The 23,754-nt window shown below is 75.3% G+C and carries 21 protein-coding genes; 8 read left to right on the forward strand and 13 right to left on the reverse strand.

Features of this window, described 5'->3' with window-relative positions; translation table 11 throughout:
* Positions 1–13 precede the first annotated feature (13 nt).
* From ACIGZJ_RS25955 to ACIGZJ_RS25965, 3 genes are all read right to left on the reverse strand, one after another.
* Positions 14–799: a hypothetical protein gene (locus ACIGZJ_RS25955; RefSeq protein ID WP_396459466.1), complete on the reverse strand. Its 786-nt coding sequence runs from the start codon at positions 797–799 to the stop codon at positions 14–16.
* Positions 796–1,401 carry an RNA polymerase sigma factor gene (locus ACIGZJ_RS25960; protein ID WP_396459467.1) on the reverse strand — a complete coding sequence of 202 codons (606 nt, stop codon included), beginning with the start codon at positions 1,399–1,401 and terminating at the stop codon, positions 796–798. The genes ACIGZJ_RS25955 and ACIGZJ_RS25960 overlap by 4 nt, the downstream gene beginning before the upstream one ends.
* Before the next feature lie 337 nt (positions 1,402–1,738).
* Positions 1,739–2,218, reverse strand: coding sequence for a MarR family winged helix-turn-helix transcriptional regulator (locus ACIGZJ_RS25965; protein WP_396459468.1), 480 nt, complete (start codon positions 2,216–2,218; stop codon positions 1,739–1,741).
* A 122-nt stretch (positions 2,219–2,340) separates the two neighbouring features.
* On the opposite strand from ACIGZJ_RS25965, the gene ACIGZJ_RS25970 reads away from it, so the two are divergent.
* Both ACIGZJ_RS25970 and ACIGZJ_RS25975 read left to right on the forward strand, forming a co-directional pair.
* Positions 2,341–2,751 carry an organic hydroperoxide resistance protein gene (locus ACIGZJ_RS25970; RefSeq protein ID WP_392938330.1) on the forward strand — a complete coding sequence of 137 codons (411 nt, stop codon included), beginning with the start codon at positions 2,341–2,343 and terminating at the stop codon, positions 2,749–2,751.
* 796 nt (positions 2,752–3,547) lie between these two features.
* Entirely contained in the window at positions 3,548–3,937 is a 390-nt protein-coding gene (locus ACIGZJ_RS25975) for a hypothetical protein (RefSeq protein WP_396459469.1), read from the forward strand.
* 78 nt (positions 3,938–4,015) lie between these two features.
* Here ACIGZJ_RS25975 and ACIGZJ_RS25980 read toward each other — a convergent pair whose 3' ends face one another.
* Both ACIGZJ_RS25980 and ACIGZJ_RS25985 read right to left on the reverse strand, forming a co-directional pair.
* Positions 4,016–4,666 carry a beta-glucanase gene (locus tag ACIGZJ_RS25980; protein WP_392938334.1) on the reverse strand — a complete coding sequence of 217 codons (651 nt, stop codon included), beginning with the start codon at positions 4,664–4,666 and terminating at the stop codon, positions 4,016–4,018.
* Between the two features lie 133 nt (positions 4,667–4,799).
* Complete coding sequence (locus ACIGZJ_RS25985; RefSeq protein ID WP_396459470.1) at positions 4,800–5,474, reverse strand: CBS domain-containing protein; 675 nt, start codon at positions 5,472–5,474, stop codon at positions 4,800–4,802.
* A 243-nt stretch (positions 5,475–5,717) separates the two neighbouring features.
* Here ACIGZJ_RS25985 and ACIGZJ_RS25990 point away from each other — a divergent pair, with 243 nt between their 5' ends.
* Positions 5,718–6,617 carry a DNA/RNA non-specific endonuclease gene (locus tag ACIGZJ_RS25990; RefSeq protein WP_396459471.1) on the forward strand — a complete coding sequence of 300 codons (900 nt, stop codon included), beginning with the start codon at positions 5,718–5,720 and terminating at the stop codon, positions 6,615–6,617.
* A 69-nt stretch (positions 6,618–6,686) separates the two neighbouring features.
* Here ACIGZJ_RS25990 and ACIGZJ_RS25995 read toward each other — a convergent pair whose 3' ends face one another.
* Both ACIGZJ_RS25995 and sigK read right to left on the reverse strand, forming a co-directional pair.
* On the reverse strand, positions 6,687–7,469 hold the full coding sequence (locus ACIGZJ_RS25995) for an anti-sigma factor domain-containing protein (RefSeq protein ID WP_396459472.1): 783 nt from the start codon (positions 7,467–7,469) through the stop codon (positions 6,687–6,689).
* Positions 7,466–8,050, reverse strand: a complete 585-nt coding sequence (sigK, locus tag ACIGZJ_RS26000; RefSeq protein ID WP_396459473.1) for an ECF RNA polymerase sigma factor SigK — start codon at positions 8,048–8,050, stop codon at positions 7,466–7,468. Before sigK ends, ACIGZJ_RS25995 begins: the two co-directional genes overlap by 4 nt.
* A 369-nt stretch (positions 8,051–8,419) precedes the next feature.
* On the opposite strand from sigK, the gene ACIGZJ_RS26005 reads away from it, so the two are divergent.
* Positions 8,420–9,925: an SDR family oxidoreductase gene (locus tag ACIGZJ_RS26005; RefSeq protein ID WP_396459474.1), complete on the forward strand. Its 1,506-nt coding sequence runs from the start codon at positions 8,420–8,422 to the stop codon at positions 9,923–9,925.
* 137 nt (positions 9,926–10,062) lie between these two features.
* Positions 10,063–11,967, forward strand: coding sequence for a hypothetical protein (locus ACIGZJ_RS26010; RefSeq protein WP_396459475.1), 1,905 nt, complete (start codon positions 10,063–10,065; stop codon positions 11,965–11,967).
* Positions 11,968–12,014: 47 nt separating this feature from the next.
* On the opposite strand, the gene ACIGZJ_RS26015 is transcribed toward ACIGZJ_RS26010, so the two are convergent.
* The 6 genes from ACIGZJ_RS26015 to ACIGZJ_RS26040 all read right to left on the reverse strand — a co-directional run bounded on the left by ACIGZJ_RS26015 (position 12,015) and on the right by ACIGZJ_RS26040 (position 20,276).
* Positions 12,015–12,527 (reverse strand): MarR family winged helix-turn-helix transcriptional regulator, encoded by a 513-nt coding sequence (locus ACIGZJ_RS26015; RefSeq protein ID WP_396459476.1) that lies wholly within the window; start codon positions 12,525–12,527, stop codon positions 12,015–12,017.
* A 60-nt stretch (positions 12,528–12,587) separates the two neighbouring features.
* A complete protein-coding gene (locus ACIGZJ_RS26020) occupies positions 12,588–14,705 on the reverse strand; it encodes an MMPL family transporter (RefSeq protein ID WP_396459477.1) in 2,118 nt (705 codons plus the stop codon).
* Between the two features lie 144 nt (positions 14,706–14,849).
* On the reverse strand, positions 14,850–15,245 hold the full coding sequence (locus ACIGZJ_RS26025; RefSeq protein ID WP_396459478.1) for a hypothetical protein: 396 nt from the start codon (positions 15,243–15,245) through the stop codon (positions 14,850–14,852).
* A gap of 145 nt (positions 15,246–15,390) precedes the next feature.
* Positions 15,391–15,756, reverse strand: coding sequence for a hypothetical protein (locus ACIGZJ_RS26030; protein WP_396459479.1), 366 nt, complete (start codon positions 15,754–15,756; stop codon positions 15,391–15,393).
* Between the two features lie 178 nt (positions 15,757–15,934).
* Positions 15,935–17,008, reverse strand: a complete 1,074-nt coding sequence (gene zapE, locus ACIGZJ_RS26035; protein WP_396459480.1) for a cell division protein ZapE — start codon at positions 17,006–17,008, stop codon at positions 15,935–15,937.
* A gap of 145 nt (positions 17,009–17,153) precedes the next feature.
* Complete coding sequence (locus ACIGZJ_RS26040) at positions 17,154–20,276, reverse strand: phosphocholine-specific phospholipase C (RefSeq protein WP_396459481.1); 3,123 nt, start codon at positions 20,274–20,276, stop codon at positions 17,154–17,156.
* 308 nt (positions 20,277–20,584) lie between these two features.
* Between ACIGZJ_RS26040 and ACIGZJ_RS26045 the strand changes: the two genes are divergently transcribed.
* Genes ACIGZJ_RS26045 through ACIGZJ_RS26055 form a run of 3 tightly spaced genes read left to right on the forward strand, consistent with a single transcriptional unit; the run spans position 20,585 to position 23,699 of the window.
* Complete coding sequence (locus ACIGZJ_RS26045) at positions 20,585–21,874, forward strand: ABC transporter substrate-binding protein (RefSeq protein ID WP_396459482.1); 1,290 nt, start codon at positions 20,585–20,587, stop codon at positions 21,872–21,874.
* On the forward strand, positions 21,871–22,869 hold the full coding sequence (locus ACIGZJ_RS26050) for a carbohydrate ABC transporter permease (protein ID WP_396459483.1): 999 nt from the start codon (positions 21,871–21,873) through the stop codon (positions 22,867–22,869). Before ACIGZJ_RS26045 ends, ACIGZJ_RS26050 begins: the two co-directional genes overlap by 4 nt.
* A complete protein-coding gene (locus ACIGZJ_RS26055; protein WP_392938372.1) occupies positions 22,866–23,699 on the forward strand; it encodes a carbohydrate ABC transporter permease in 834 nt (277 codons plus the stop codon). The genes ACIGZJ_RS26050 and ACIGZJ_RS26055 overlap by 4 nt, the downstream gene beginning before the upstream one ends.
* The last annotated feature ends 55 nt before the right edge of the window (positions 23,700–23,754 follow it).

Below are 23,754 nucleotides of genomic sequence, written 5' to 3' on the forward strand. Positions count from 1 at the left end.
CCCTCGCCCCTCCTCAGCGGGAGCGGGCCGGGCGACGGCGGGTGGCCGGGGCCCGGCCCCGGCCGGGCCGGGGAGCGGTCTGCACCGCGACCGGCCGGGTCCCGGCGACGGCCTCCCGCAGGGTCAGCACGATCTCGCCGTCGCACTCCAGGGCCAGCGTCCGCACCATGTCGGCGGGTCTGCCGGGGCAGGTGCCGAGGGCGACGGCGGGTAACCGGTCGGGGGCGCTGAGGTCCTCGGCCAGCGCCCCCCAGTGCGCGGCGTCGCGCTGGTCGCCCTCCGCCGCGTAGTGGACGGCGAGGCAGTGCACGGCCAGCTGGTCGCCGAGCTGGGCGGCGATCCGCCACCAGAAGACCCCGTCCGCCGCCCGGCCCATGCCGTAGAGCACGCAGCCGAGGGTGCGGAACGCGGCCTTCTCGGCCAGCTCCAGGTCGAGCGCCAGCTCGCTCACGTCCGCCGCCGCCGCGATCCCGCCGCACAGGTACCGCAGGTCGCGGCGGAGTTCGGCGCGGCCGGCGGCGGTCAGCGCGGCCAGGGCCGCCGGTTCGGTGCGCGTTCGGGGGTGGCCGTCGGGGGCCGCGGGGGGCGGCTGCCGCCGGGCGGCCGACGGGGGGCGTTCGGCCCGGCCGGCGGCGGTGCGCTGGGCGGGCACGGACGGGCCGGCCGGGGGCGGACCGGGAGCCCCGGACCCGCCCCCGATCCGTTCGGCGAGTCGGCGGGTGAAGGCCACCGGGTCATGGTCGCGGAACTCCCGTGCCAGCGCGTCGACGTCGGTGCGCAGCAGCTCGGCGAGGTTCACTCGGGCCTCCCCTGTTCGTTCTCGCCGGCGGCCGGCTCCGGCAGCCGGTCCGCGGTCTCCAGCAGGTACTCCAGGTGGCGCCGGCCGAGGCTGTAGTACGTCCGGGCGGTGGTGTGCGCGATGCCGAGCGCCCGGCCGATGTCCGGGTAGGACTGGCCGGCCTGGCGCAGTCGCACCACGTCCGCCTGGACCGGTGAGGCCTGCGCGAGCTCCTCCATGGCCCAGTCCAGGGCGTCGAGTTCGGCGAGTTCGTCCAGTTCGCCGTGGCCGGTGTCGGGCCGGAACTGGGCGATCACCCGCAGCCGCTTGCGCTCCGTGCGGCGCCGCTCCCGCAGCACGTCGGTCACCGCGTCCTTGACGATCTTGAAGGCGAAGGCCTTGAGGTCGGCGCTGGACAGGGCGCGCCGCCAGTTCTTGTACAGCACGGCGCCGGCGCTCTGGACGGCGTCCTGCGCGTCCTCGCGGTGCCGCAGGCGCTGCTGGGCGTACCGGAGGTAGCCGGGGTTCTCCTGGGTGAAGAAGACCGCGAAGTCGACCGGCAGTCCGTCGAGCGGGTCCGCTCGCAGGCCCTGCTCCTCGCCCGGCCCGGGGGTGTTCACCACACGCCTCCCCCTTCCGTGGGTCAGCTGGCCGGCGCACCGCGCGGCGCACCGGCGGCCCCTGGAGGGGCTCGTGGTGTAACCGTCCTGCGGGCGGGGATTGTTGACCGGATCCCGGGAGCAAAAAATGACCGCTTCTGCCCGTTTCCGCCCACCCGCGGCGACCTGCGGATTCGAGTGGGCACCCGCCCCGCGAGCCACGGTGGAGTGACGCAGATCACACCGATCGGCCGTGTCGTGGCAGCTCGATTTGACGGCGGCGGGCGACCCGTGCCCGTCGGCCGCCCGCCCGACCGGCGTCCCGTCCGACCGGCGGCCCGCGCGCCCGACGGGCCCGGCGTCAGTCGGCGGCCGGGGGCTCCAGCAGGGCCGAGTCCAGGGCGCCCGTCACCCGGTCCAGCAGGACCCGCAGGGCGGCCATGTCCTCGACCGGCAGCCCGGTGGCGGCGAGCAACCGACGGGGCACCTGGCCGGCGCGCTCGCGCAGCGCCGCACCCTCGACCGTGAGGCTGACGGTGACGGAGCGCTCGTCCTCGGGACTGCGCTCCCGGCGGACCAGGCCGGCCGCCTCCAGCCGCTTCAGCAGCGGGGAGAGCGTGCCGGAGTCCAGTCGCAGGCGCTCGCCGATGCGCTTCACGGGCAGCTCGCCGTGCTCCCAGAGCACCAGCATGACCAGGTACTGGGGGTAGGTGAGCCCCAGGTCCTTGAGGAGCACCCGGTAGACACCGCCGAAGGCGCGCGAGGCGGCGTTCAGCGAGAAGCAGATCTGCTGGTCGAGACGGAGCAGTTCCTCGTCGGGCAGCTGCGGGAGCGTGGTCATGCCCCCATGGTACCGACCGCCCTGCACGCGATTCAGTTGTGCGCAATTGAATTGCGTGCTCTAATTGCTCTCGAAGGGCGGCCCGGGTGGCCGCCGAGGACAGGATCGAAGGGAACGGACCTATGGACGCGCTCTACACCGCGGTGGCCACGGCGAACGGCCGGGAGGGCCGGGCGGTCAGCTCCGACGGCCAGCTCGACCTGGCGCTGGCGATGCCGCCCGCCCTCGGCGGCAGCGGGCAGGGCACCAACCCGGAGCAGCTGTTCGCGGCCGGCTACGCGGCCTGCTTCTCGAGCGCCCTGGGCCTGGTCGGCCGACAGGCCCGGGTCGACACCAGCGAGGTCTCGGTCACGGCCGAGGTCTCCATCGGCAAGGACGGCGCCGGCTTCGGCCTGGCGGTCGTACTGCGGGTCGAGCTGCCCGACTCCCTCGCGGGCGAGAACGGCGAGCTGCTGGTCAAGCAGGCGCACGAGGTCTGCCCGTACTCCCGCGCCACCCGGGGCAACATCCCCGTGGAGCTCGTGGTCGAGTAAACCCCCGCATCGGGTGGTTTCCAGGCCGGGTCCGCCGCACGCTCGTGTGGCGGACCCGGCCCGCGGTTCACCCCTCGCCCGGCCCCACCCCGGAGCCGGGGCCGGATGCCCCGGGCCCCGCAGCCCCGGGCCCGGCCGGTCCCGGTGCAGAAGGTCCAGGCGCAGAAGGTCCAGGCGCAGAAGGTCCAGGCCATGGGCCGTTCGCGGAGCGCAGGGTGTCCAGCCGGTGGCGGTACTCCTCCGCGTCGATCTCCCCACGCGCGAACCGGTCGGCGAGCACCTGCTCCGGCGGCGGTGCGCCGGGCCATCCGGGCGCGCCGCCCGGCGCACGGTACTCGGCGTACGCCCCGGAAGTCCCGGACGCCCCAGGAACTCCCCAAGGCCCCGGAGCCCCAGGGCCCCCGGCCGAACCGGGTGAACCGGGTGCCCCGTGCCGAGGCGTACGCGAGACATAGCGGAACAGGGCGACGGCGGCCAGCACCAGCACCGTCAGGACCAGCAGCATCAGGACGAGCGTCAGGCCGAAGCCCCAACCGCTCATGCCGTGGCCGTGGCCACGCCCGTACCAGTTCCTCATCACGGCCTCCTCCGTAGGGAGCGCAGGCCGACCAGGCCTGCCGAGGGGATCAGCGCCTCAGGTCCCGTCCGGTCGATCGCGCCCGGCAGGATCGGCCGGGCAGGGCCTTACCACCATCGTGCGCCCGCGGGGGTACGGTCGGCGTGAAGAGCCGTGAGGAGGACGCCCGGAGGGCGTGACCACCCCGGCCGCCGTCCGCACCGGGGTAGCGTTGCGGGCATGGACCCCCACCGGCCGGCCGACGACCGCGAGCAGCTGGTCGCGGCCGGTGTGCTGCGCCGGTACGTGGACCCGCACCCGCACCCGGCGCTCGGGAACTCACCGGTCTCCTTCGTCTCCGAGCGGCTCTGGGCCGAGCTCGCCGCCCTGGCCATCGCACCGGCCGCGGCCACCGCGACGGCGACCGCGCTGCTGCGCCAGATCGCCTCCGACGCCGTCGACGCCGCCCTGGCCCCCGGCAACGAGCGGGCCCCGCGCAACGACCTCTACGTGGCGCACCCCGCGTACATCGGCTCGCACCGCCGGGTGGTCTGGTTCCAGCGGACGGGCCCGCGCGGGAGCATCACGGCGACGTTCCCGCCCGACTCCGCCGGACCCGCCCCGTACTGACCCGCGGCCGACCGCGCACGCCGCGCCGTTCCCCCACCGGGCCGACCCGCACGCCGCGCCGCGCCCGCGCCGGGCCGCTCAGCGCTCGACCTGCAGGCTGTGGCACGCCCAGCTGAGCCGGTCCGGCCCGTCCTGCGGCGGGCGGTCGTGGTAGGTGCCGTCCGACACCGAGAGGTTGACGATCAGGTAGGCGTGCCAGTCCTGGCCGACCCCGCGCCGGTCCGCGTGGATGAGGGTGTCGTCCACGTACCAGTTCACCGAGCGCGCGCCCAGGACGGTCCGCAGGTCGAAGGTCGCGCCCGGGGCTATCCCGAAGTCGGCGCCGTGCCAGTACCGGAAGCCGCCGCGCACGTGGTTGGAGACCTCCAGCAGGTCCGGGTGGTTGGGGTGGTACTCGAAGACGTCCACCTCGTTGCCGCCGTCCCGCCAGGTCCAGATGGCCGGCCAGGCGCCCAGCTCCACGGGGAGGGTGATCCGGGCGGACAGCGCGTCCCCCGTCCGCACCTGGAAGCCCTCTGGGCTGCCCTCGGTGGTGAGCAGACTGCACGTCCACAGGTCACCGCCGTGCCGCCGGGTGGCCGTGAACACGCCGCCGGGGCAGTACGCGCGGCTGAGGAAGTCGAGCTTGTGGTCGCCCCGGTTGGTCGGCCCCATCCGGGGATAGGCGCTGCTGCGGCCCGCCACCCACTGCCTGGTCGAAGTGAAGTCCGCATCGAATACGACTGCCACGGCCGCCTCCCCGGGTGCCCCTGCGTGCCGTCGGCCCGACGCCGGTGCACACGCAGGGTCACTTACCCGCCACGCTGCGCAGTATGCGAACCGGACCCTCCGGATCCGCGCGGGCCCGGCGCCGCGCGCCGGGTCAGGCCACCGGCACCGGAGCGCCGCTGCCGCCGAGACGGTCGGTGACCGAGACCACGCCGTCCACCGAGCGGCAGAGGTTCAGCACGATCGGCACCAGGTGCGGCTCCGGCACCGTCCCGCTGAGCACCACCCGGCCCTGGTCGACCTCGACCCCGACCTCCGCCGGGCTGACGCCCTCGATCCGGCCGAGCACCTCCTCGACGATCTCCCGCCGGATCACCCGGTCCTCACGCAGGAACACCCGGAGCAGGTCCCCGCGGCTGACCATGCCGAACACCCGGCCCTCCTCGTCCAGGACGGGGATCCGCTTCACGCCGTGCCGGCTCATCAGCCGGGCCGCGCCCACCACGCTGACGTCCGGCGTGGTGCAGACGGCCGGTCCGGTCATCAGGTCGGCGGCGGTGACGGCGCCGTCCGGGCCGCTCTGCGGCAGCTCGGGGGCCGGCAGCAGGCTGCCCGGGTCCTCCTGGGCGGCCAGGGTGCGCAGCAGGTCCGCCTCGGAGACGATCCCGAGCGGCCGCCCGTCGGCGTCCAGCACCGGGACACCGGTGATGTCGTACTCGGCCAGCAGCGCGACGATCTCCCGGAAGCCCGTCTCGGGGGCGACCCCGACCACCGGGCTGGTCATCACCGATTCGACGTTGGCATGGTGCACGCCGTTCACCTCGTCCACGATCGTCGTCCGACCGGGCACCTGTCGTCCGGCCGGGTCCCTGGAGCATCCCCCGCCGGCGCTGGCGCCGCCAGAGGCCAAGGGGCCGGATCCCCGGGACCAACGGCCCTGCCGGGGAACACGCACCACACGGACCGGCCCCCGGCGCCCACCCCGGCCGGACCCGCCGGACCCGTCGGCCCCGCCGCCCGGACGGCGTAGGCGCGGCGGCGCGCCGGGCCTACGGCCGGTACAGATCGACACATGGCAACCCCTTCTCCCGAACCCGCTCCGGAACACCTGGACGGGCGGGCCGGATACGACCCCGCGTTCCTCGGGCCGGTCGTCCCGCTGCCGCTCCCCGTCGACCCGGGCATCGCCGTGATCGCGCTCCCGTACACGCACTTCACGGTACTGCTGAGACCCGACCGCAGGCTGGCCGCCGCGACGGCGGTGGCGATCGACGGCGCTCAGCTGGTCGACCTCCACCGGGATGGCGAGTGGCGGCTGGACCCGCGCGTCCCGAAGGCGCAGCAGGCCGGCAAGGAGCTCTACGCCGACAACGACTTCGACCGCGGCCACCTGGTCCGGCGGCTCGACCCGGTCTGGGGCGCCGACGCCGACGTCCGCACCGCCAACGCCGACACCTTCCACTTCACCAACGCCGCCCCGCAGCACTCCGCCTTCAACCAGGGCAAGCTGCTCTGGGCCGGCCTGGAGGACTACCTGCTGGCCAACGCGGCACAGTCCGACCGGCGGCTGGTCGTGCTGACCGGCCCGGTGCTGCGGCCGGACGACCCGCGGTACCGGGGGGTGCAGATCCCGCTGGCGTTCTGGAAGGTGACGGGCTTCCTCCAGGACGGTGCGCTGGCCTCCACCGCGTACGTGCTGGACCAGAGCCCGGACCTGCCGGACTCGGCCGCCGCGCTGGCCGCGGCTGAGGCCGCCGACCAGCCGCCGCCGCTGGGTGCGTACCGGACGTTCCAGGTGCCGGTGCACGACGTGGCCCAGATCTCCGGCCTCGACCTGGGTCCGCTCCCGGCGGTCGACCGGCTGCCGGCCCCGCCCGTTCCGGCGCCCCCGGCCCCGGGTGGGGAGCCGGGGCCGGGGCGCTGGCGGGAGCTTCAGCGGCACGAGGACATCGTGCTGGGCGCGGGCGGCTGACCCGCCGCCGGTCGCGGGCGCGGACCGGCAGGCGGGACCGTCAGCCGGATCGTCCACCCGGCGGAGCCGTCAGCCGAACGGCAGGAGCATCACCGGCGGGCCGCTCGGGTGCGGCGAGCCGCCGGCCGGTTCGACGGTGACCCCGACGCCCGCGGCGCCGCTGATCCCGCCCGTCAGCAGGACGGCGCCGTCGCCACCGGGGAGCAGCCCGGCCGGTCGCATCGTGCCCTCGTCGTCGAACCAGAGCTGGTACGTCCGGCCGGCCGCGAGGGCGGGCATCCCGGTGGCCAGGAACCCGGCCTGGTCCCTGCTCTCCGACCAGATCACCGCGCCCGCGCCGGTCCCGGAGGCCGCGGTGGCCGTCCGGGCGTCGGGGGCGGTGATCAGCGCGCCGAGGGCCGCCTGCTGCTCCTGCAGCCGGGCCGTCTGCGATCTGGCCTGCCGGGCCTGGTCGTGCTGCTGCACGGCGAGGCCGCCGAGCGCGGCGGCGAGCGCAAGGGCGAGCGCGACGGAGGCCGCCAGGCCGAGCCCGGGCCACCGGCGCGGCAGCCGGCCGCGTCGGCCGCGCCACCCGGTCCGCCCGGTGGGCGCGGTGCCGTCCGGGGCCGGGCCGCTCGGGGCGAGCTGTCGTACGGATCCGATCCCGGCCAGCACCCGGGCCCTGAGCGCCGCGGGCGGGGTGACGGCCTCGGCGGCGCCGAGCCTGGCCAGCGTCGCGGCGAACTCCGCCACCTCCTGCGCGCAGGCCCCGCACTGGGCGAGGTGGCGTTCGAATGCCTCCCGCTCGGGTGCGGGCAGCGCGTGGGCGGCGTAGGCCCCGGTGAGCGTGTGCAGATCGGGTGCGATGGTCATGACGCCACCCCCAGGCAGTCGCGCAGGCGGATCAGGCCGTCCCGCATCCGGGTCTTGACGGTGCCGAGCGGGGTGGCGAGCAGGTCGGCCACCTCGCGGTAGGAGAAGCCGCGGTAGTACGCGAGGGTGACCGACTCGCGCTGGAGCTCGGTGAGCATCCGCAGGCAGCGTCTGACCTGTTCGCGCTCCAGTCGGCCCTCGACCTGCTCGACGACCTCGTCGAAGACCGGGGTGTGCGCCTTGGCGGCGGCCCGCTGGTCCCGGTCGGCCGCGGCCTGCGCGGCCCGGACCCGGTCCACCGCCCGGCGGTGCGCCATCGTCAGCACCCAGGCCAGCACCTCACCGCGGTCCGGCTGGTAGCGGGCGGCGGTGCGCCAGACCTCCAGCATCACCTCCTGGGCGACCTCCTCGGACTGCGCCGGATCGCGCAGCACCCGGCGGATCAGCCCCAGCACCTGGCCGGCCACGGCGTCGTACAGGGCCGCGAACGCGTCCTGGTCGCCGAACGCCGTTCTGGCCACCAGCTCCTTGAGGTCCGGTCCGCGGCGCTGCGGCGCGGCCAGGTGCACCACGCTGCTCATGCCGGCGCCCCCCGGTGACGGAGGGCGCGGGCCCGGCGGCGGGGGCAGGCGGGCCGCCTCCCGGGCGGGCGGTTCGTTGACATGCGGTCCTCCAGCGCCCCGGTCGGCGGTGCGCACCGGGGGGTCGTACGGGCGTGGGCACCGGGTGTTCGGAGCCGGTGCCCCGCCGGATTGGCCGCAGTCCGGGCTGCTGCCACGGTCCGGGCCGCTGCCGCACTGCCGGGCGCAGCCTCGCACAGCCGGCGCCGCGCCGGGCCTGGGGCCCCGAGGTGCACCCCGGCCGCCCGCCCGGCATCCTGCGAGAGGGTCGGCGGACCGACCGGGCGCGGCCGTCCACCCGACCAGCCCCGACGCGCCCCTGGAGCGGCCATGGACAGCCCGAACACCCCCGTCGCCGCCCTGAACTGCCTGGTCACCGGCGCCACCGGCTACCTCGGCGGCCGTCTCGTCCCGGAGCTGCTGGCCGCCGGGCACACCGTGCGCTGCCTGGCCCGCGACCCGGGGCGGTTGCGGGACCACCCGTGGCGGGCCCGGGTGGAGGCCGCCGCCGGGGACGTCACCCGACCCGACACCCTCACCGGGGCCTTCGCGGGGATCGACGCCGCCTACTACCTGGTGCACTCGCTCGGCACCGGCCGTGACTTCGAGGCCACCGACCGGGCGGCCGCGCAGGCCTTCGGCGAGGCGGCGGCCCGGGCCGGGGTCCGCCGGATCGTCTACCTGGGCGGTCTCACCCCGGCCGGGGTCCCGCAGGAGGAGCTGTCGCCGCACCTGCGCTCGCGCGCCGAGGTCGGCCGGGTGCTGCGCGCGAGCGGGGTGCCGACCGCCGAGCTGCGCGCCGCAGTGATCATCGGGTCGGGCTCGGCCTCCTTCGAGATGCTCCGGTACCTGACCGAGCGGCTGCCCGTGATGGTCACCCCGAACTGGGTCGGCACCCGGATCCAGCCGATCGCCGTCCGCGACGTGCTGCGCTACCTCACCGGGGCGCTGTCGCTGCCGCCGGAGGTGAACCGGACCTTCGACATCGGCGGGCCGGAGGTGCTGACGTACCGGGACATGATGGAGCGCTACGCCGCCGTCGCCGAGCTGCCGCACCGGCTGATCGTCCCGGTGCCGGTGCTCACGCCGCGGCTGTCCAGCCACTGGGTGGGCCTGGTGACACCCGTGCCGAACGGGCTCGCCCGGCCGCTGGTGGAGTCGCTGCGGCACGAGGTGGTCTGCTCCGAGCACGACATCGCCCGCTACGTGCCGGACCCGCCGGGCGGGCCGACCGGCTTCGACGAGGCGGTGCGGCTGGCGCTGCGCCGGATCCGGGACGCCGAGGTGGCGACCCGCTGGTCGTCCGCCTCGCTGCCGGGAGCGCCGAGCGACCCGCTGCCCACCGACCCGGACTGGGCCGGCGGCAGCCTCTACCAGGACGTCCGCGAGCGGGCGGTGGAGACCGATCCGGCGCGGCTGTGGCGGGTGGTGGAGGGCATCGGCGGCGAGCACGGCTGGTACTCCTTCCCGTTGGCGTGGGCGCTGCGCGGCTGGCTGGACCGGGCGGCGGGCGGCGTCGGCCTGCGCCGGGGCAGACGGGACCCGGAGCGGCTGCGGGTCGGCGACTCGCTGGACTTCTGGCGGGTGGAGGAGATCGAGCCGGGCCGGCTGCTGCGGCTGCGCGCCGAGATGCGGCTGCCGGGCCTGGCCTGGCTGGAGCTGTCGGTCGCCCCGGACGGGCGCGGCGGCGCCCGCTACCGGCAGCGGGCGCTGTTCCACCCGCACGGGCTGGCCGGACACGCCTACTGGTGGGCGGTCGCGCCGTTCCACGCCGTGGTCTTCGGCGGGATGTCCCGTCGGATCAGCGAGCGCGCCCTGGCCGAGCCGGCGTCCTGAGCCCGCGCCCCGACGCCGGGTCCCGACGTCGCGCTCCGAGCCCGGGCCCGACGCGCGCCCCGGACGGCGCAACCATCACATGATCGACTCGTTGGACTGTCCGCCATCACTCAACTCACGGATCAGGGGAGGTCCCGTTGGCGCGACAGACCGGCGGCGGATCACCGCAGCGGGCCGGGTCCGTGCGTCCGGTGGCGCGGGCCGAGGCGGCCCTGGTCCGCCACTACCGCCGACTGGTCCGGCTGGCCTACCTGGCGCTGCCCGCCGACCGGGACCGCCACAGCCGGGTGCTGGCCGCGCACGCGGTGGTCCAGCGGTCCCTGCCGTCCCGCTGGACCAGGGCGGACGGCCTGCGGGCGGACCGGCCGCGGGCGGACGGGCCGCCGGAGCCCGAGGAGGACCCGGTGTACGCCGCCCTGCGGCTGCGGGTGCTGCGGGCCGTGCTCCGGCCGCGGCCGGTCCACCGGCTGCTCGCACCGCGGGTCTGGGGGCTGCGCCTGTTCACCCCCGGCGGCGGCGAGGAGGACGCGGCCCTGGACCGCGCGCTGGCCGCGCTGGACCCGCCCGGCCGGGCCGCCTTCGCCCTGCTGACGGTCGACCGGCTGCCGGCGGGCCGGGCCGCCGGGGTGCTGCAGCAGGCCGGGGTGGCGTACCCCGACCAGTACGTGGACGAGGCCGCCCGGCTGTCCGCCGGCCCCGATCCGGAGCTCCCCGCCTTCGACCCCTGCGCGGTGCGCGTCCAGCCGACCGACCTGCTGCGCCGCCGCCGCACCCTCGGCGCCTCGCTCGCCGTCGCCGCGCTGGCGCTCACCACCACAGCCGCCGTACTGGCCGGCTCGGACGGCGGCGCGCCCGCCACCGGCGCCCGCCACCCGCTCCCCGCCCCGCCGTCCGGCACCGCGGCGGACCAGGCGGGGCTGGTCCGGGTGGCCGCCGACCAGTGGCAGCACACGGCCCGGCTCGGCTTCGCCGCCTGGCCCGCCCGGGGCGACCGCCGCACGGACGGCGCGCTGCTCGGCCGCGCCCTCGCGGCGTGGGCCCAGGCCGGTCCGCAGACCAGGGCCGAGGCCGGGGCGGGCGTCGCGCCGCCCGCCGGGCCGCCGCAGCTGCTGTTCGCCGGGACGGTCGACGGCACGGCCGTGGTGGTGCTGTACGACGGGCAGCGCCTCGCCCGCTTCACGGACGGGCCCGGCGGCGGGCTGGACCTCGCCCGGGCCGACGACTCCGACGTCACCACGGCGGCCGCGGTGGTGCTGCGCCGTCAGGGCACGGCCGCCCGCTACCTGCTCGCGCCGTGGGTCGAGGGCTCCGAGACCCGCCGGATCGACCAGCCGGACGCACCGGCCAAGCCGCTGGACCGCGCCGAGGGCGTCACGGCCGCCGTCCCCGTCGGGGCGCTCGCGGACTGCCGGGGCGCCACCGTGCTCCAGCTGCGCTCCTCCCCCGTCGTCGCCGAGAAGCACGCCTTCCTGCTGGCCGACCTCGGCGGGCTCGTCCCCGCCCACCTCACCTACACCCCGCCGCCGGACCGCACCCAGCCGCCGCGCGAGCCGCGCGAGGCGGTCGGGCCGGACGCGCTGCAGGCCTGGGCCCGCGGCGGCTGCACGGTGCCGGACGGCACGCCGGGCGTCAAGCAGCTCAACCTGTGGGCCTTCGCCGTGCAGCAGCTCCCGCAGAACGCGGGCGCGGCGTCCTGGGTCTGCCTGCGGGCCGACCGCTGGAACGGCGAGGGCAGCGCCATGGGCGCCGTGCTGCTGCCGGGCGCCCGGACTGCGCAGCGCACCGGCGGCGGACCGGGGCGGGCGTGCAGCCGGTTCGAACAGGACACCGTCGGGTTCACCTGGTGGCGCTCCCCGCAGGGCACGGAGTTCCTGCTCGCCGCCGGCAGCCGCCGGGTGACCAGGATCGCCGTCAAGGGCCCGGACTGGTCCACCGACCGCCCCACCCCGGACCGCACCCTCGCCGTGGAGCGCCCGGCCCGCGCGACCGTCGGCGTGGAGGCGGTACTCGACGGCGGCAGCAGGATCACGCCGATGCGCTGAGCGGCCGCCGGGCAGGAAGCCGGCCGGGGTAGGCCTGCGCCCCCGGTTCAGCGCGAGCGGCGCAGGTCCTCCAGCTCACCGGTCATCCGCCCGAGGAAGCGCGCCACCGCGTCCAGCTCGTCCACCGTGAACTCGCCGCGGACCGCCTCGGTGCGCTGCGCCACCGGCGCGAACCACTGGGCGGCCATCCGCCCGGCCCCGGGCTGGTAGTGCACCAGCACCTGGCGCCGGTCCACCGCGTCCCGGCTGCGCCGGATGTGCCCGGCCCGCTCCAACCGGTCCAGCACCGCGGTGACCGCCCCCGAGGTGAGGGCGAGCTCCTCCCGCAGCCGGCCCGGGGTGATCCCGCCCGGGTCGCCGGGCCCACCGGACCCGGCGCGCATCACGGCGAGCAGCGCCTGGACGTCGGTGGCGTGCAGCCCGCTGGCGGCGGCGAAGCCGTGGCCGAGCAGGTTCATCTCGGAGGCCAGGCCCTGCAGGAGTCCGCCGAGCGTCCTGGTCCCGGGCGGCCCCGGAGCCGACGGGGTCGGGTGCGGTTCCTGCTCCGACTGCTCCGACAAGGTCACCTTCTCCGGTCGAGTACGGCGCTGTTACCCGTTCAGCCTAACCGGGGCGGCGGCTCAGACATGATCGCCCACCGGCTCGGGAGCGGGCGGACGCACCGTCACCGGGCGCGGCCGGGCGGGCCACCAGACCAGGTCGCCCAGGTCGCGGACCAGCGCCGGCACCAGCAGCGAACGCACCAGCAGGGTGTCCAGCAGCACGCCGAAGGCGACGATGAAGGCGATCTGGGCGAGGAACGCCAGCGGGATCACCCCGAGCGCGGCGAAGGTCGCGGCGAGCACCACCCCGGCCGAGGTGATCACCCCGCCGGTCGCGGTCAGCCCGCGCAGCACGCCCTCCCGGGTGCCGACCCGCCGCGACTCCTCGCGCACCCTCGTCATCAGGAAGATGTTGTAGTCCACCCCGAGCGCCACCAGGAACACGAACCCGTACAGCGGGACGGAGGGGTCGGTGGCGCTGAAGCCGAACACGTGCGGGAAGACCAGCGCGCTCACCCCGATCGTGGCCAGGTAGGAGAGCGCCACGGTCGCCACCAGCAGGACCGGGGCGAGCAGCGAGCGCAGCAGCAGGACCAGCACGGCGAGGATGCAGAGCAGCACCACCGGCGCGATCAGCGCCCGGTCGCGCTCCGCGGTGGCCCTCGTGTCGCCCTGCTGCGCGGTGTACCCGCCGACCAGCGCGTCCGCCCCCGGGACGGCGTGCACCGCGGCCCGCAGGCGCCGCACGGTGGCGACGGCCGCGTCGCTGTCGGCCGGGTCGGCGAGCGTGGCGTCCAGCCGGATCCGCCCGTCCACCACCTTCGGCGGTCCGCCGGGCGCGCCGCCGGTGTACGGACGCACGCCCGCGACCCCGGGGACGGCGGCGGCCACCGCGACGGCCTCGGCGTGGTCGGCCGAGGCGACCACCACGGCCGGGTTCCCGGAACCGCCGGGAAAGTGTGCGGAGAGCAGCCGCTGGCCGACGATCGAGGGCTGCTCCTTGATGAACAGCTCGGTCTGCGGCACCCCGCCGGAGTCCAGGGCGGGCGCGAAGGCCGCCAGGGCGGCGAGCACCGCGAGGCTCGCCGCCCAGGTCGCGCGGGGCCGCCGGCCGACGAGTGCGGCGACCCGCCGCCACACGCCGTGCACCGGGGCCCTGCCGTCTGCGGCGGGCCGGGCCGGCCAGTACGCGGCCCGGCCGAGCAGCACCAGCGCGGCGGGCAGGAAGGTGAGCGCGGAGAGCACCGCGCAGCCGATCCCGATCGCACCGACCGGCCCGAGCGCCCGGTTGTTGGTCAGGTCGGAGAGCAGCAGCACGAGCAGACCGAGGGCGACCGTCGTCCCGGAGGCGGCGATCGGCTCGACGGACTGCCGCCAGGCGGTGCGCATCGCCGCGTAGCGGTCGCCGTGCAGGTGCAGCTCCTCGCGGAACCGGGCCGAGAGCAGCAGGCCGTAGTCGGTGGCCGCGCCGATCACCAGGATCGACAGCAGGCCCTGGACCTGGCCGTCCACCCGGACGGCGCCGTGGTCGGCCAGCACGTAGACCAGCGCGCAGGCGATCCCGAGGGCGAACACCGCACCGAGGATCACCAGCAGCGGCAGCAGCACCGCCCGGTAGACGGCGAGCAGGATCAGCAGCACCACGCCGAGGGCGACCCCGAGCAGCAGTCCGTCGATCCCGGCGAAGGCGCTCCCGAGGTCGGCCCCGATCGCGGCCGGCCCGGTCAGGCCGACGGTGGTGTCCGGCACCTGCTGCGCCAGCTGCCGGATGTCCCGGATGCTGTCGCCCACTGCACGGCCGAGGTCGGAGCGGAGCTGGACGACTCCCTGCAGGGCCCGCCCGTCCGCGGCGGGGACGACGGGCGACACCTGTCCGGTGGCGCCCGGGAGGCCGGCGGCCGCGCGCAGCGCCCGTTCGGCGGCGCCGCGCTGCTCGGCGCCGACGGCGCCGCCGCGGCTCTCCCAGACCACGATCACCGGCAGCGCACCGACCGTCTGGAAGCCCTCGCCGAGCCGGGCGACCTCGGTGGACTCGGCGCTGCGCGGCAGGAAGGCGGCCCGGTCGTTGGTGGAGACCTGGGAGAGCCTGCCCGCGTACGAGCCGAAGGCGCCGCCCAGGCCGAGCCAGACGACCAGCAGGGCGAGCGGGATCAGCAACCGGGTGCGGCGCCGGGCGGTGGGGCTGCCGGTGAGCATCGTGGAGCGCCCTTCGTAGCGGGGCGGGTGACGGACAGCCGGATCATATCTCTCAATGATTGAGAGATCCCGTGAGGGAGGTACCCGGCGAGCCGTCGGTCGCCTCGGCTACCGGAGCTGCCGGACGCGGCGTGCCACCGCACGTCACGGCCCATCGGTCCCGGTGGTAGGCCGCTTGCGACCGAGGAGCAGCCCGGCGACCGACAGCGCGCCCCAGCCGACGGAGACCGACACCGCCATGACGCGGTGTCGGCGCTTCGGCAGCACGGTGGCCAGCAGGGCGGCGTCCCCCAGGTCGGCGGCGATCCGCAGGAGGGTCGCCGTCCGCAGCGCGGAGTCGTCGGGTGCGAGGAGCATGGCCAGACCGCAGGCGGCGTCCCGGAAGGCGAGCGGGCGCAGGCAGGCGGCGACCGGTGCGGGCAGCGCGCCGTCGGGGCCGTTGAGTCCGGAGGGCGCGGCCAGCAGGGCGGGGCGCCGGGTGACGGCGAGGCCGTAGACGGCGGTGGCGGCGCCGGTCAGGCGCAGCAGTGGCGGGTGCATGGGGGGAGTCTCCCGGGTCGGTGGCACCGGTGGTTCGGAGCCACGCCCGGGGCGGACGGGTCCTCCCGGGCGGATCGCCCGGATCGCCGCGGCGGGCGATCCGGGCGATCCGGCCGCCCGCCCGGCCGACCCGGCTGAGCGGCCGTCAGTAGACGCGCTTGATCTGCCAGGAGTTGTTGTTGAAGCTGGGCACCGCGGAGTAGCGGCAGCCGGCGCTGTAGAAGGTGCTGACCTCCTGCCATCCGGCGGGCGGCAGCGAGGAGGCGCAGACGTTGACAACGGTGCCGACCGGGTAGCCGGTCAGCTGCATCATCCGCTTCATGTTCGGGTTGAAGCCGGAGCCGCAGCCGTAGTCGTTCCACCACTGGACGTCGGCCCAGCCGCTCGGGGTGAGCGTGTTCGCGCAGATCGCGGTCGTGTCGCCCGGCGCCGCCTGCGCGGTCGTCATCGACAGGGTCAGGGCCGCGGCGGCACAGCCGAGGGTCAGGGCCACGTTCCGGAGACGGGTCACGGGATCAGCTCCTCTCACCGGCGCGGCATGTCCGCGCCAACGCAATCCTTTCGTGACGGGCCGTCAGCGCACAGTGGGTTTCCGGCCCGATCAACCGGGCGCCCGGCGCGAATCTCCCCCTTGCAGAGCCCGGCCCCGGGCACCCGCGCCCGGGTCCAGGTCCGGGGCCGGCGGCGGTTCAGTGCCGGGGTGCCGGGGCCGCGTCCTGGGCGAGCAGCGACAGCCGGCTGGCCGTGCGGTTGACGTCCTGCGGCAGCCCGTCACCCGAGAGCACCTCGGCCAGTGGCGCCCCGCCGACGAGGGTGAGCCGCACCCCGCGGTCGCAGAGCACGTCGACCAGGTTGGCGAAGCGCTGGGCGGCGTCGCGGCCCGCGTCCGCGAGGCGGGGCAGGCCGGAGACCACCCAGGGGCGTCCGCCGTCGGCGAGGGTCAGGTAGTCGATGGTCGAGTTCGGCCGGTCGCAGAGGGCCGCGAAGTCGAACCAGAGCAGTTCCTCACGGACCGCCAGGGCCTCGACCCCGCCGTGGCCGACCGGGACGGTCCGCCGCTCGGCCGGGGCCGGCGGGCGCAGCCCCTCGTCGGCGAGCTGCCGCTCGTCACCCGGCCAGAGGTAGCGGCCGGCCGCGAAGCCGGAGCGCGCCGCCTGAGGGTCCCGGGCGGCCCGGTAGTCGCGGCCGCCGGTCAGCTCGACGATGTCCAGCGAGCGTTCCAGCAGCGCGATGGTCGGCTCGAACATCTGGTGGAAGACGGGGTTGGGCAGCAGGCCGGCCGGCGGGTAGTTGGAGGTGGCCAGCAGCGCCGTCCCGCGCGCCAGCAGCGCCTCGACGACCCGGCCCATCAGCATCGCGTCGCCCGCGTCGTGCACGTGGAACTCGTCGAAGTAGAGGAACCGGCTCTCCCCCAGCAGCTCCGCGACGGCGAGTTCGCCCGCGCGCGGCTCGTGCCGGTGCCGGGCGTAGGCGGCGTGGAACTGCCGGAAGAAGTCGTGGAAGTGCAGCCGCCGCTTGCCGTCCACGCGCACCGTGTCGAACAGGGTGTCGGCCAGCCAGCTCTTTCCGCGCCCGACCGAGCCCCACAGGTAGACCCCGCGCACCGGCTCGGCCCGCGCCCGGCCGAACCACCGCCGCCGGCCCGGCTCCCCGACCGCGGCCAGGGCCTCGCCCAGCTCCGCCAGCCTGGCCGCGACCGCCTGCTGCCCCTCGTCCAGCACCAGGCCGTCCCGCCGTGCCGCCCGTTCGAAATCCGCCGACATCCCCGCACTCCCCCGTCCGGCCACCCGGCCGCCCCGACCATCGGATGATCACTGCTGACAGCAGATCACATCATGGCCGGAGCAACCGGGGAGAGCCGGGCCCGTCCGCCGGGCCCCGTCCCTCGACGGAACCCGACGGAGGGGGTCAGCCCGCGATCGGCCGCACGTCCAGGCGGACGTGGTCGACCGCCCAGAACCAGTTGTTGCCCGCGTCGAACATCCGGAACTTCAGCGTCACCGAGCGGGCGCCCGCCGGAACGGCGAACTGCCGGGTGACGAAGGTGTTCTGGACGTCCTTGCCGGCGTTGTCGTTGCCGGTGGCGTCGCTGCTGTAGTAGACGAGGCGGGTCTCGGTGCCGTTGTCGAACACGGCGGTGACGGCCGCCTTCTGCGGGGCCTCCTGGCGGTAGTGCGAGTCGAAGCCGAGGTGCAGGGTGGCCGTGCCGGCCGGGATCTGGACCACCGGCGAGACCAGCGTGGAGTCGAACCTGCCCTTGCCCGACGGCGCGCCGGTGTCGTCCCAGTCGTCCGGGTCGGCGACCGCGAGGATGCCCAGGCCCCGGGCGAAGTTGCCGCGGTCCTGCCCGGCCGGGGTGGACCAGGCGCGCTTGGTGTGGAAGGTCCAGCCCTGGAGCCGGACGGTGCCCTGCGGCATGCCGGGGGCGTTGACCACCGACCAGCCCTGCGGGGCCTGCGGCGTCCAGCCGAGGACGCCGCCGATCGGCTGCAGCGCGCCGGCCAGCGACTCGAAGTCCTCACCGAGCAGGTGACCGGCCATCACCGGGGCGGTGCGGGCCGCGATCTCTCCGTCGGCGAGGGCGAAGCGGTCCCCGGCCGACGCGCGGGCGGTGACCAGGATCCGGTGGGTGGCACCGTCCGGCAGCACGGCGGGCGGGGTGACCTCCCACTCGGCGGTCGCGGTGGCGCCGGCGGCGAGCGAGGCGGGCGGCGGGGTGACGGCGGTGACCGTCCAGCCGGCCGGCACGGCCGGCTGCGCCTCGATCGCGGTCAGCGCGGCGGTCGCGGTGAACCGGGCGGCGACCCGGGCCGGGCGGCCGGGCAGCAGGATCGCCTCGTCGATGGTGGTGGAGGCGGCCTTGAGCGTGACGTCCAGGGCGAGCGGGTCGGCCAGGCCCATCGCCGGGTCGGTCAGCAGGTGCTCGCCGTCCCACGGGAAGCGCCCGGCGATCCGGCGGCGGAAGCCGAGTTCGCCGCGGACGCCCACCGCGACGTCGTACCAGCCCTCCGGTCCGACCTTCACGTTGACGGTCTTGTCGTCGCCGGCCGCGACCCGCACCTCGCGCAGCCCGTCGCCGTAGGCGAGGTCGCCGACCAGGAAGGTCTGGGCGGTGCGCGAGCGGTTGATCACGTCCACCTCCAGCACCTTGCCGTTCTGCTCCTCGGAGAGCGAGACCTCGTAGGCGGAGGCGGCGTCGCCGCGCAGGTGCCAGAGCGCGCCGTTCGGGCCGTGCACCCGCAGGTCGTAGCCCTCGGCGCCGACCTTCCAGACGTCGGAGATCCGGCTCTTGGCGCCTACCGTGTAGTACCGCGGCGCCGACCCTGGGGCCGGGTAGAGCGCGAAGACGGCGCCCTGGCGGCCCTGGTTGATGAAGTCGAGGGTCAGCTCGTCGCCCTTCAGCCTCGGCTTGACCAGCAGGTTGTACGGGCTGACCCGGGCGGCCCGGGTGCCGCGCTGCTGCTGCGGGAACACCTGCGGGTTGGGCACGGTGGGCGCGGGCAGCTTGCCGGTGTCGACGACCTTCTGCCGGTTGCCGCTGGTGTCGGGCAGCTGCGGCCAGAGCGGGTCGCGGCCGGAGAAGTCGAACACGTTGGTGAGGTCGCCGGTGACGGCGCGCCGCCACGGGCTGATGTTGGGCTCCTCGACGCCGAAGCGCTGCTCCAGCAGGCGCAGCACCGAGGTGTGGTCGTAGACCGTGGAGTCGACCACGCCGCCGCGCGTCCACGGCGAGACGACGACCATCGGGACGCGCACGCCCAGGCCCATCGGGTACGGGCCGGAGACGACCGTCTCGCCCGCGGGCAGGGTGTCGGACCAGGTGAGCGAGCCGTCGGCGGCCTTCACCCGGTACTTGCCGTCCTGGCTCACCACGCGGTGGTAGGTCGAACCGCCCTTGGAGACCCGGACGACGACCTCGCCGTCCACGGAGACGGTCGACTTGCCGCGCCCGGCGGCCAGCGGCGGAACGGGCGGCAGGTTGTGGTCGAAGAAGCCGCCGTGCTCGTCGTAGTTGAGGATGAAGACGGTCTTCTCCCACACCTCCGGCTTGGCGGCGAGCGCGGCGAGCAGCCGGGCCGTCAGGTGCTCGCCGTTCGGCGGGGCGTAGTTGGCGTGCTCGGAGAGCGCGGCGGGCGCGATCAGCCAGGAGACCTGGGGCAGTTGGTCGGCCTGGATGTCGGCGGTGAACGCCTCGACCAGGGCGTCGCCCATCGCGAAGGGGTCGTTCTTCTTCGCCGGGTCGCCGACCGCGCGCATGCCGCGCTCGTAGAGCGGCTCACCCGGCTTGGACTTGACGAAGGGGGTGAACCAGGCGAGCGCGTTGTCGTCGAAGTTGTCCAGCGCCTGGTAGGTCTTCCAGCTGATCCCGGCCTTCTGCAGCCGCTCGGCGTAGGTGGTCCACTCGTAGCCGCCGGGGATCTCGGTGTTGTCGGTCACCGGGGTGTCCCGCACCGTGCCGCCGCTGGTCCCGGTCATCAGGTGTTCGCGGTTGGTGTTGGTGTTGCACTGGACCGACGCGTAGTAGGCGTCGCAGGTCGTGAAGACCGAGGCCAGCGCGTGGTAGAAGGGCATGTCGGCGGGCTCGTAGTAGCCCTGGCCGAGCCAGCCGCTGGAGCGGCGGGTGACCGAGCCGTCGGCGCGGCCGTCGTTCCAGGCGTTCATCGAGTCGACGAAGCCGAAGGCGGGGGCGCCCTGCTGGTAGGCGTTGGTGTGTGCGGCGTTCATCGGGAAGGGCAGCAGGTGGCCCTCCTTGCGGCCCGGGTCGGGCTGGTGGAACACCGAGCGCCCGTTGACCCCGCGCACCGCCGTCCGGTCGCCGAAGCCGCGCACGCCGGGCAGCGTGCCGAAGTAGTGGTCGAACGCGCGGTTCTCCTGCATGAACACCACGACGTGCTGGATGTCGGCCAGCTTGCCGGGGCGGGCCGGCGCGGCCAGCGCCTCGCGCACGCTGAGCGGGAGGGCGGACAGGACGGCGGCCGCCGCCGCGCCGCCGAGCAGGGTGCGGCGCGACAGTTCGGGCATCGGGCTCATCGGGGGGTGGCTCCTTGGTCACGGGCGCTGGGCGGGGGCTGAGGTGGCCCAGACCAGTTATGTGTACGTGGCCCAGATGGACGGCGCCCGGGTGTTGGATGGCGGGTCGGTGACGGGCCGTCGACCCGAAGCTGTATGGACATCTTCACGGTCGGGTGACGATGGACCGGCCGACCGCGAGGTCACCCTCCCCGGGTGCGGCCCAGCGTGTCGCACCCTTGGTCACACTCCGCACCCGGACGACCCCCTAGCGTGTCCAGCCTCAGGGCCCCGAATCCGGCCGTGCGGACGGCGAGTTCAGGAGTGAGATGCCGAGGAGACGCAGCAGCCGCAGGAGTCCCCGCCGGACCGTCCGGACCGCCGCGCTCGCGCTGGTGCTGGCACTGGCGCTCACCGCCTGCGGCAGCGGCGGGGCGTCGACCGGCCCCGCCACCCTCGACTGGTACAACTTCCCCGACGACTCCGGCGCCCTCCAGCAGGCCGCCGACGCCTGCGGCCGGGCCTCCGGCGGCCGCTACACGATCCGCTACGACAGGCTGCCGCGCACCGCCGACGGCCAGCGCCAGCAGCTCGTGCGCCGGCTGGCCGCGCACGACGCGGGCGTGGACATCATGGGCCTGGACGTCACCTGGGCCCCCGAGTTCGCCGAGGCCGGCTGGATCCGCGAGTGGACCGGCGCGATGCGCGAGCAGGCCACCGCCGACACCCTCGCGGCCGCCGTCCGGACGGCCACCTGGAAGGACCGGCTGTACGCCGCCCCGTACAACTCCAACACCCAACTCCTCTGGTACCGCGACGACCTGGTGCCCGTGCCGCCCCGTACCTGGGCCGAGATGCTGGCCCAGGCGGACGCCCTGGCCCAGGCCGGCAGGCCGCACTACGTCGAGGTGCAGGGCGCCCAGTACGAGGGGCTGACGGTCTGGTTCAACACCCTGGTGACCAGTGCCGGCGGGTCGGTGCTCACCCCGGACGCCACCGCCCCCTCGCTCGGCCCGCCCGCGGTCGCCGCGGCCGGCGTGATCAGGGACCTGGCGCACTCCCCCGCCGCCGACCCCTCGCTCGCCAACCAGATGGAGGACCAGAACCGCCTGGCGATGGAGTCCGGGACGGCCGCCTTCGAGCTCAACTACCCGTTCGTCTACCCGTCCATGAAGGCCAACCGGCCGGACCTCCTCCCGCACTTCCGCTGGGCGCCCTACCCGGCCGTGACCGCCGACCGCCCGGCGACCGTCACGATCGGCGGGATCGACCTCGCCGTCGGCGCCTACAGCCGCCACCCCGAGCTCGCCCAGGAGGCCGCGCTCTGCCTGCGCAACCGCGACAACCAGCTGGTCAACGCCCTCAAGGGCGGTCTGCCACCCTCGCTGCGCAGCCTGTACACCGCCGCCGAGCTGACGGCGAGCTACCCCTTCGCCGCCGATGTGCTGGCGGCCCTGGACACCGCCTCCGTGCGCCCGCAGACCCCCGCCTACCAGAACGTCTCGATCGCCATCTCGCACGCGCTCTCCCCGCCCTCGGCCGTCCGGCCGGAGAGCACCGTCTCCTCGCTCGACGGGCGGCTCAGGGACGCGCTCGGCTCGAAGGGGTTGATCCCGTGACCAGTCCGTCCGACACCGGGCCGTCCGACAGCGGCCCACCCACCGGCGGGCCGCCCACGGGCGGCCCGCCCGCCGCCGGTCCGTCCGCCCCCGCCCGGGCGGCGCCGAAGGCGCTCTCCGCGGGCTCCCGCCAGGAGCGCCGGCTCGGCTGGCTGCTCTGCGCCCCGGCGGTGCTGGTGATGGCGACGGTGACGGCCTACCCGGTCGGCTACGCCGTCTACCTCTCCCTCCAGCGCTACGACCTGCGCTTCCCCCAGGACGCCAGGTTCGTCTGGTTCGCCAACTACGCCGCCGTGCTGTCCTCCCCGTACTGGTGGCAGGCGCTCTGGGTGACGGTGGTGATCACGGCGGTCTCGGTCGCGATCGAGCTGGTCCTCGGCCTGGCGCTGGCCCTGGTGATGCACCGGGCGGTGTTCGGCCGGGGCCTGGTGCGCACCGCCGTCCTCGTCCCGTACGGCATCGTCACCGTCGTCGCCGCCTACTCCTGGCAGTACGCCTGGACCCCGGGCACCGGCTACCTCGCGGCCCTGCTGCCGGAGGGCAGTGCGCCGCTGACCGACCACTGGCAGGCGATCGGGCTGATCATCCTCGCCGAGGTGTGGAAGACCACCCCGTTCATGGCCCTCCTGCTGCTGGCCGGGCTGGCGCTGGTGCCCGGCGAGACCGTCCGGGCCGCGATGGTGGACGGCGCGACCTTCGGCCAGCGGCTGCGCCTGGTGGTGCTGCCGCTGATGAAGCCGGCCATCCTGGTCGCCCTGCTGTTCCGCACCCTGGACGCGTTCCGGGTCTTCGACAACATCTACGTGCTGACCGGCGGTTCCAACAACACCGGCTCGGTGTCGATCCTCGGCTACGACAACCTGTTCACGGCCCTCAACCTGGGCATCGGCTCGGCGATCTCGGTGCTGATCTTCCTCTGCGTGGCGGCCATCGCGCTGGTCTTCATCACGGTGTTCGGCGCCTCGGCGCCCGGTGGCGAAACGGAGCGCCGATGACCGCCCGACAGACCCGCGCCGCGAGCGGCTGGGCCGTGGTCAACCTGCTGGTGGTGCTGTACGCGCTGTTCCCGGTCTGGTGGATCGCCGCGCTCTCCTTCAAGGACCCGAGCACGCTCTCCGACGGGAACTTCGTCCCCCGGGTGTGGACGCTGGAGAACTACCGCGGCATCTTCCGGACCTCCGAGTTCACCCGCGCCCTGGTCAACTCGATCGGCATCGCGGTGATCGCCACCACGATCGCCGTGGTGCTCGGCACGATGGCCGCCTACGCGGTGGCCCGGCTGCGCTTCCCCGGCAAGCGGCTGCTGATCGGGATGTCCCTGCTGATCGCGATGTTCCCGCCGATCTCGCTGGTCTCACCGCTGTTCAACATCGAGCGGGTGCTCGGCCTCTTCGACACCTGGCCCGGTCTGATCATCCCGTACATGACCTTCTCGCTGCCGCTGGCGATCTACACCCTGTCGGCCTTCTTCCGGGAGATCCCGTGGGACTTGGAGAAGGCCGCCAAGGTGGACGGCGCCACCCCCGCCCAGGCGTTCCGGCTGGTGATCGCGCCGCTGGCGGCGCCGGGTGTGTTCACCACCGGGATCCTGGTCTTCATCTTCTGCTGGAACGACTTCCTGTTCGCCATCTCGCTGACCTCCACCAGCGCGGCCCGGACCGTCCCGGCGGCGATCGCCTTCTTCACCGGCAGTTCGCAGTTCCAGCAGCCGACCGGCTCGATCGCCGCGGCCGCCGTGGTGATCACGGTGCCGATCGTGGTGTTCGTGCTGCTGTTCCAGCGGCGCATCGTGGCCGGCCTGACCGCCGGCGCGGTCAAGGGCTAGACAGACCCGGCACCCGCACCGCGGGTCCACCGGAGGAGCCCGCCCCCGGCGGGCA

Origin of the sequence: Kitasatospora sp. NPDC052868 (assembly GCF_044547105.1) — a bacterium.
Classification (GTDB): Bacteria; Actinomycetota; Actinomycetes; order Streptomycetales; family Streptomycetaceae; genus Kitasatospora.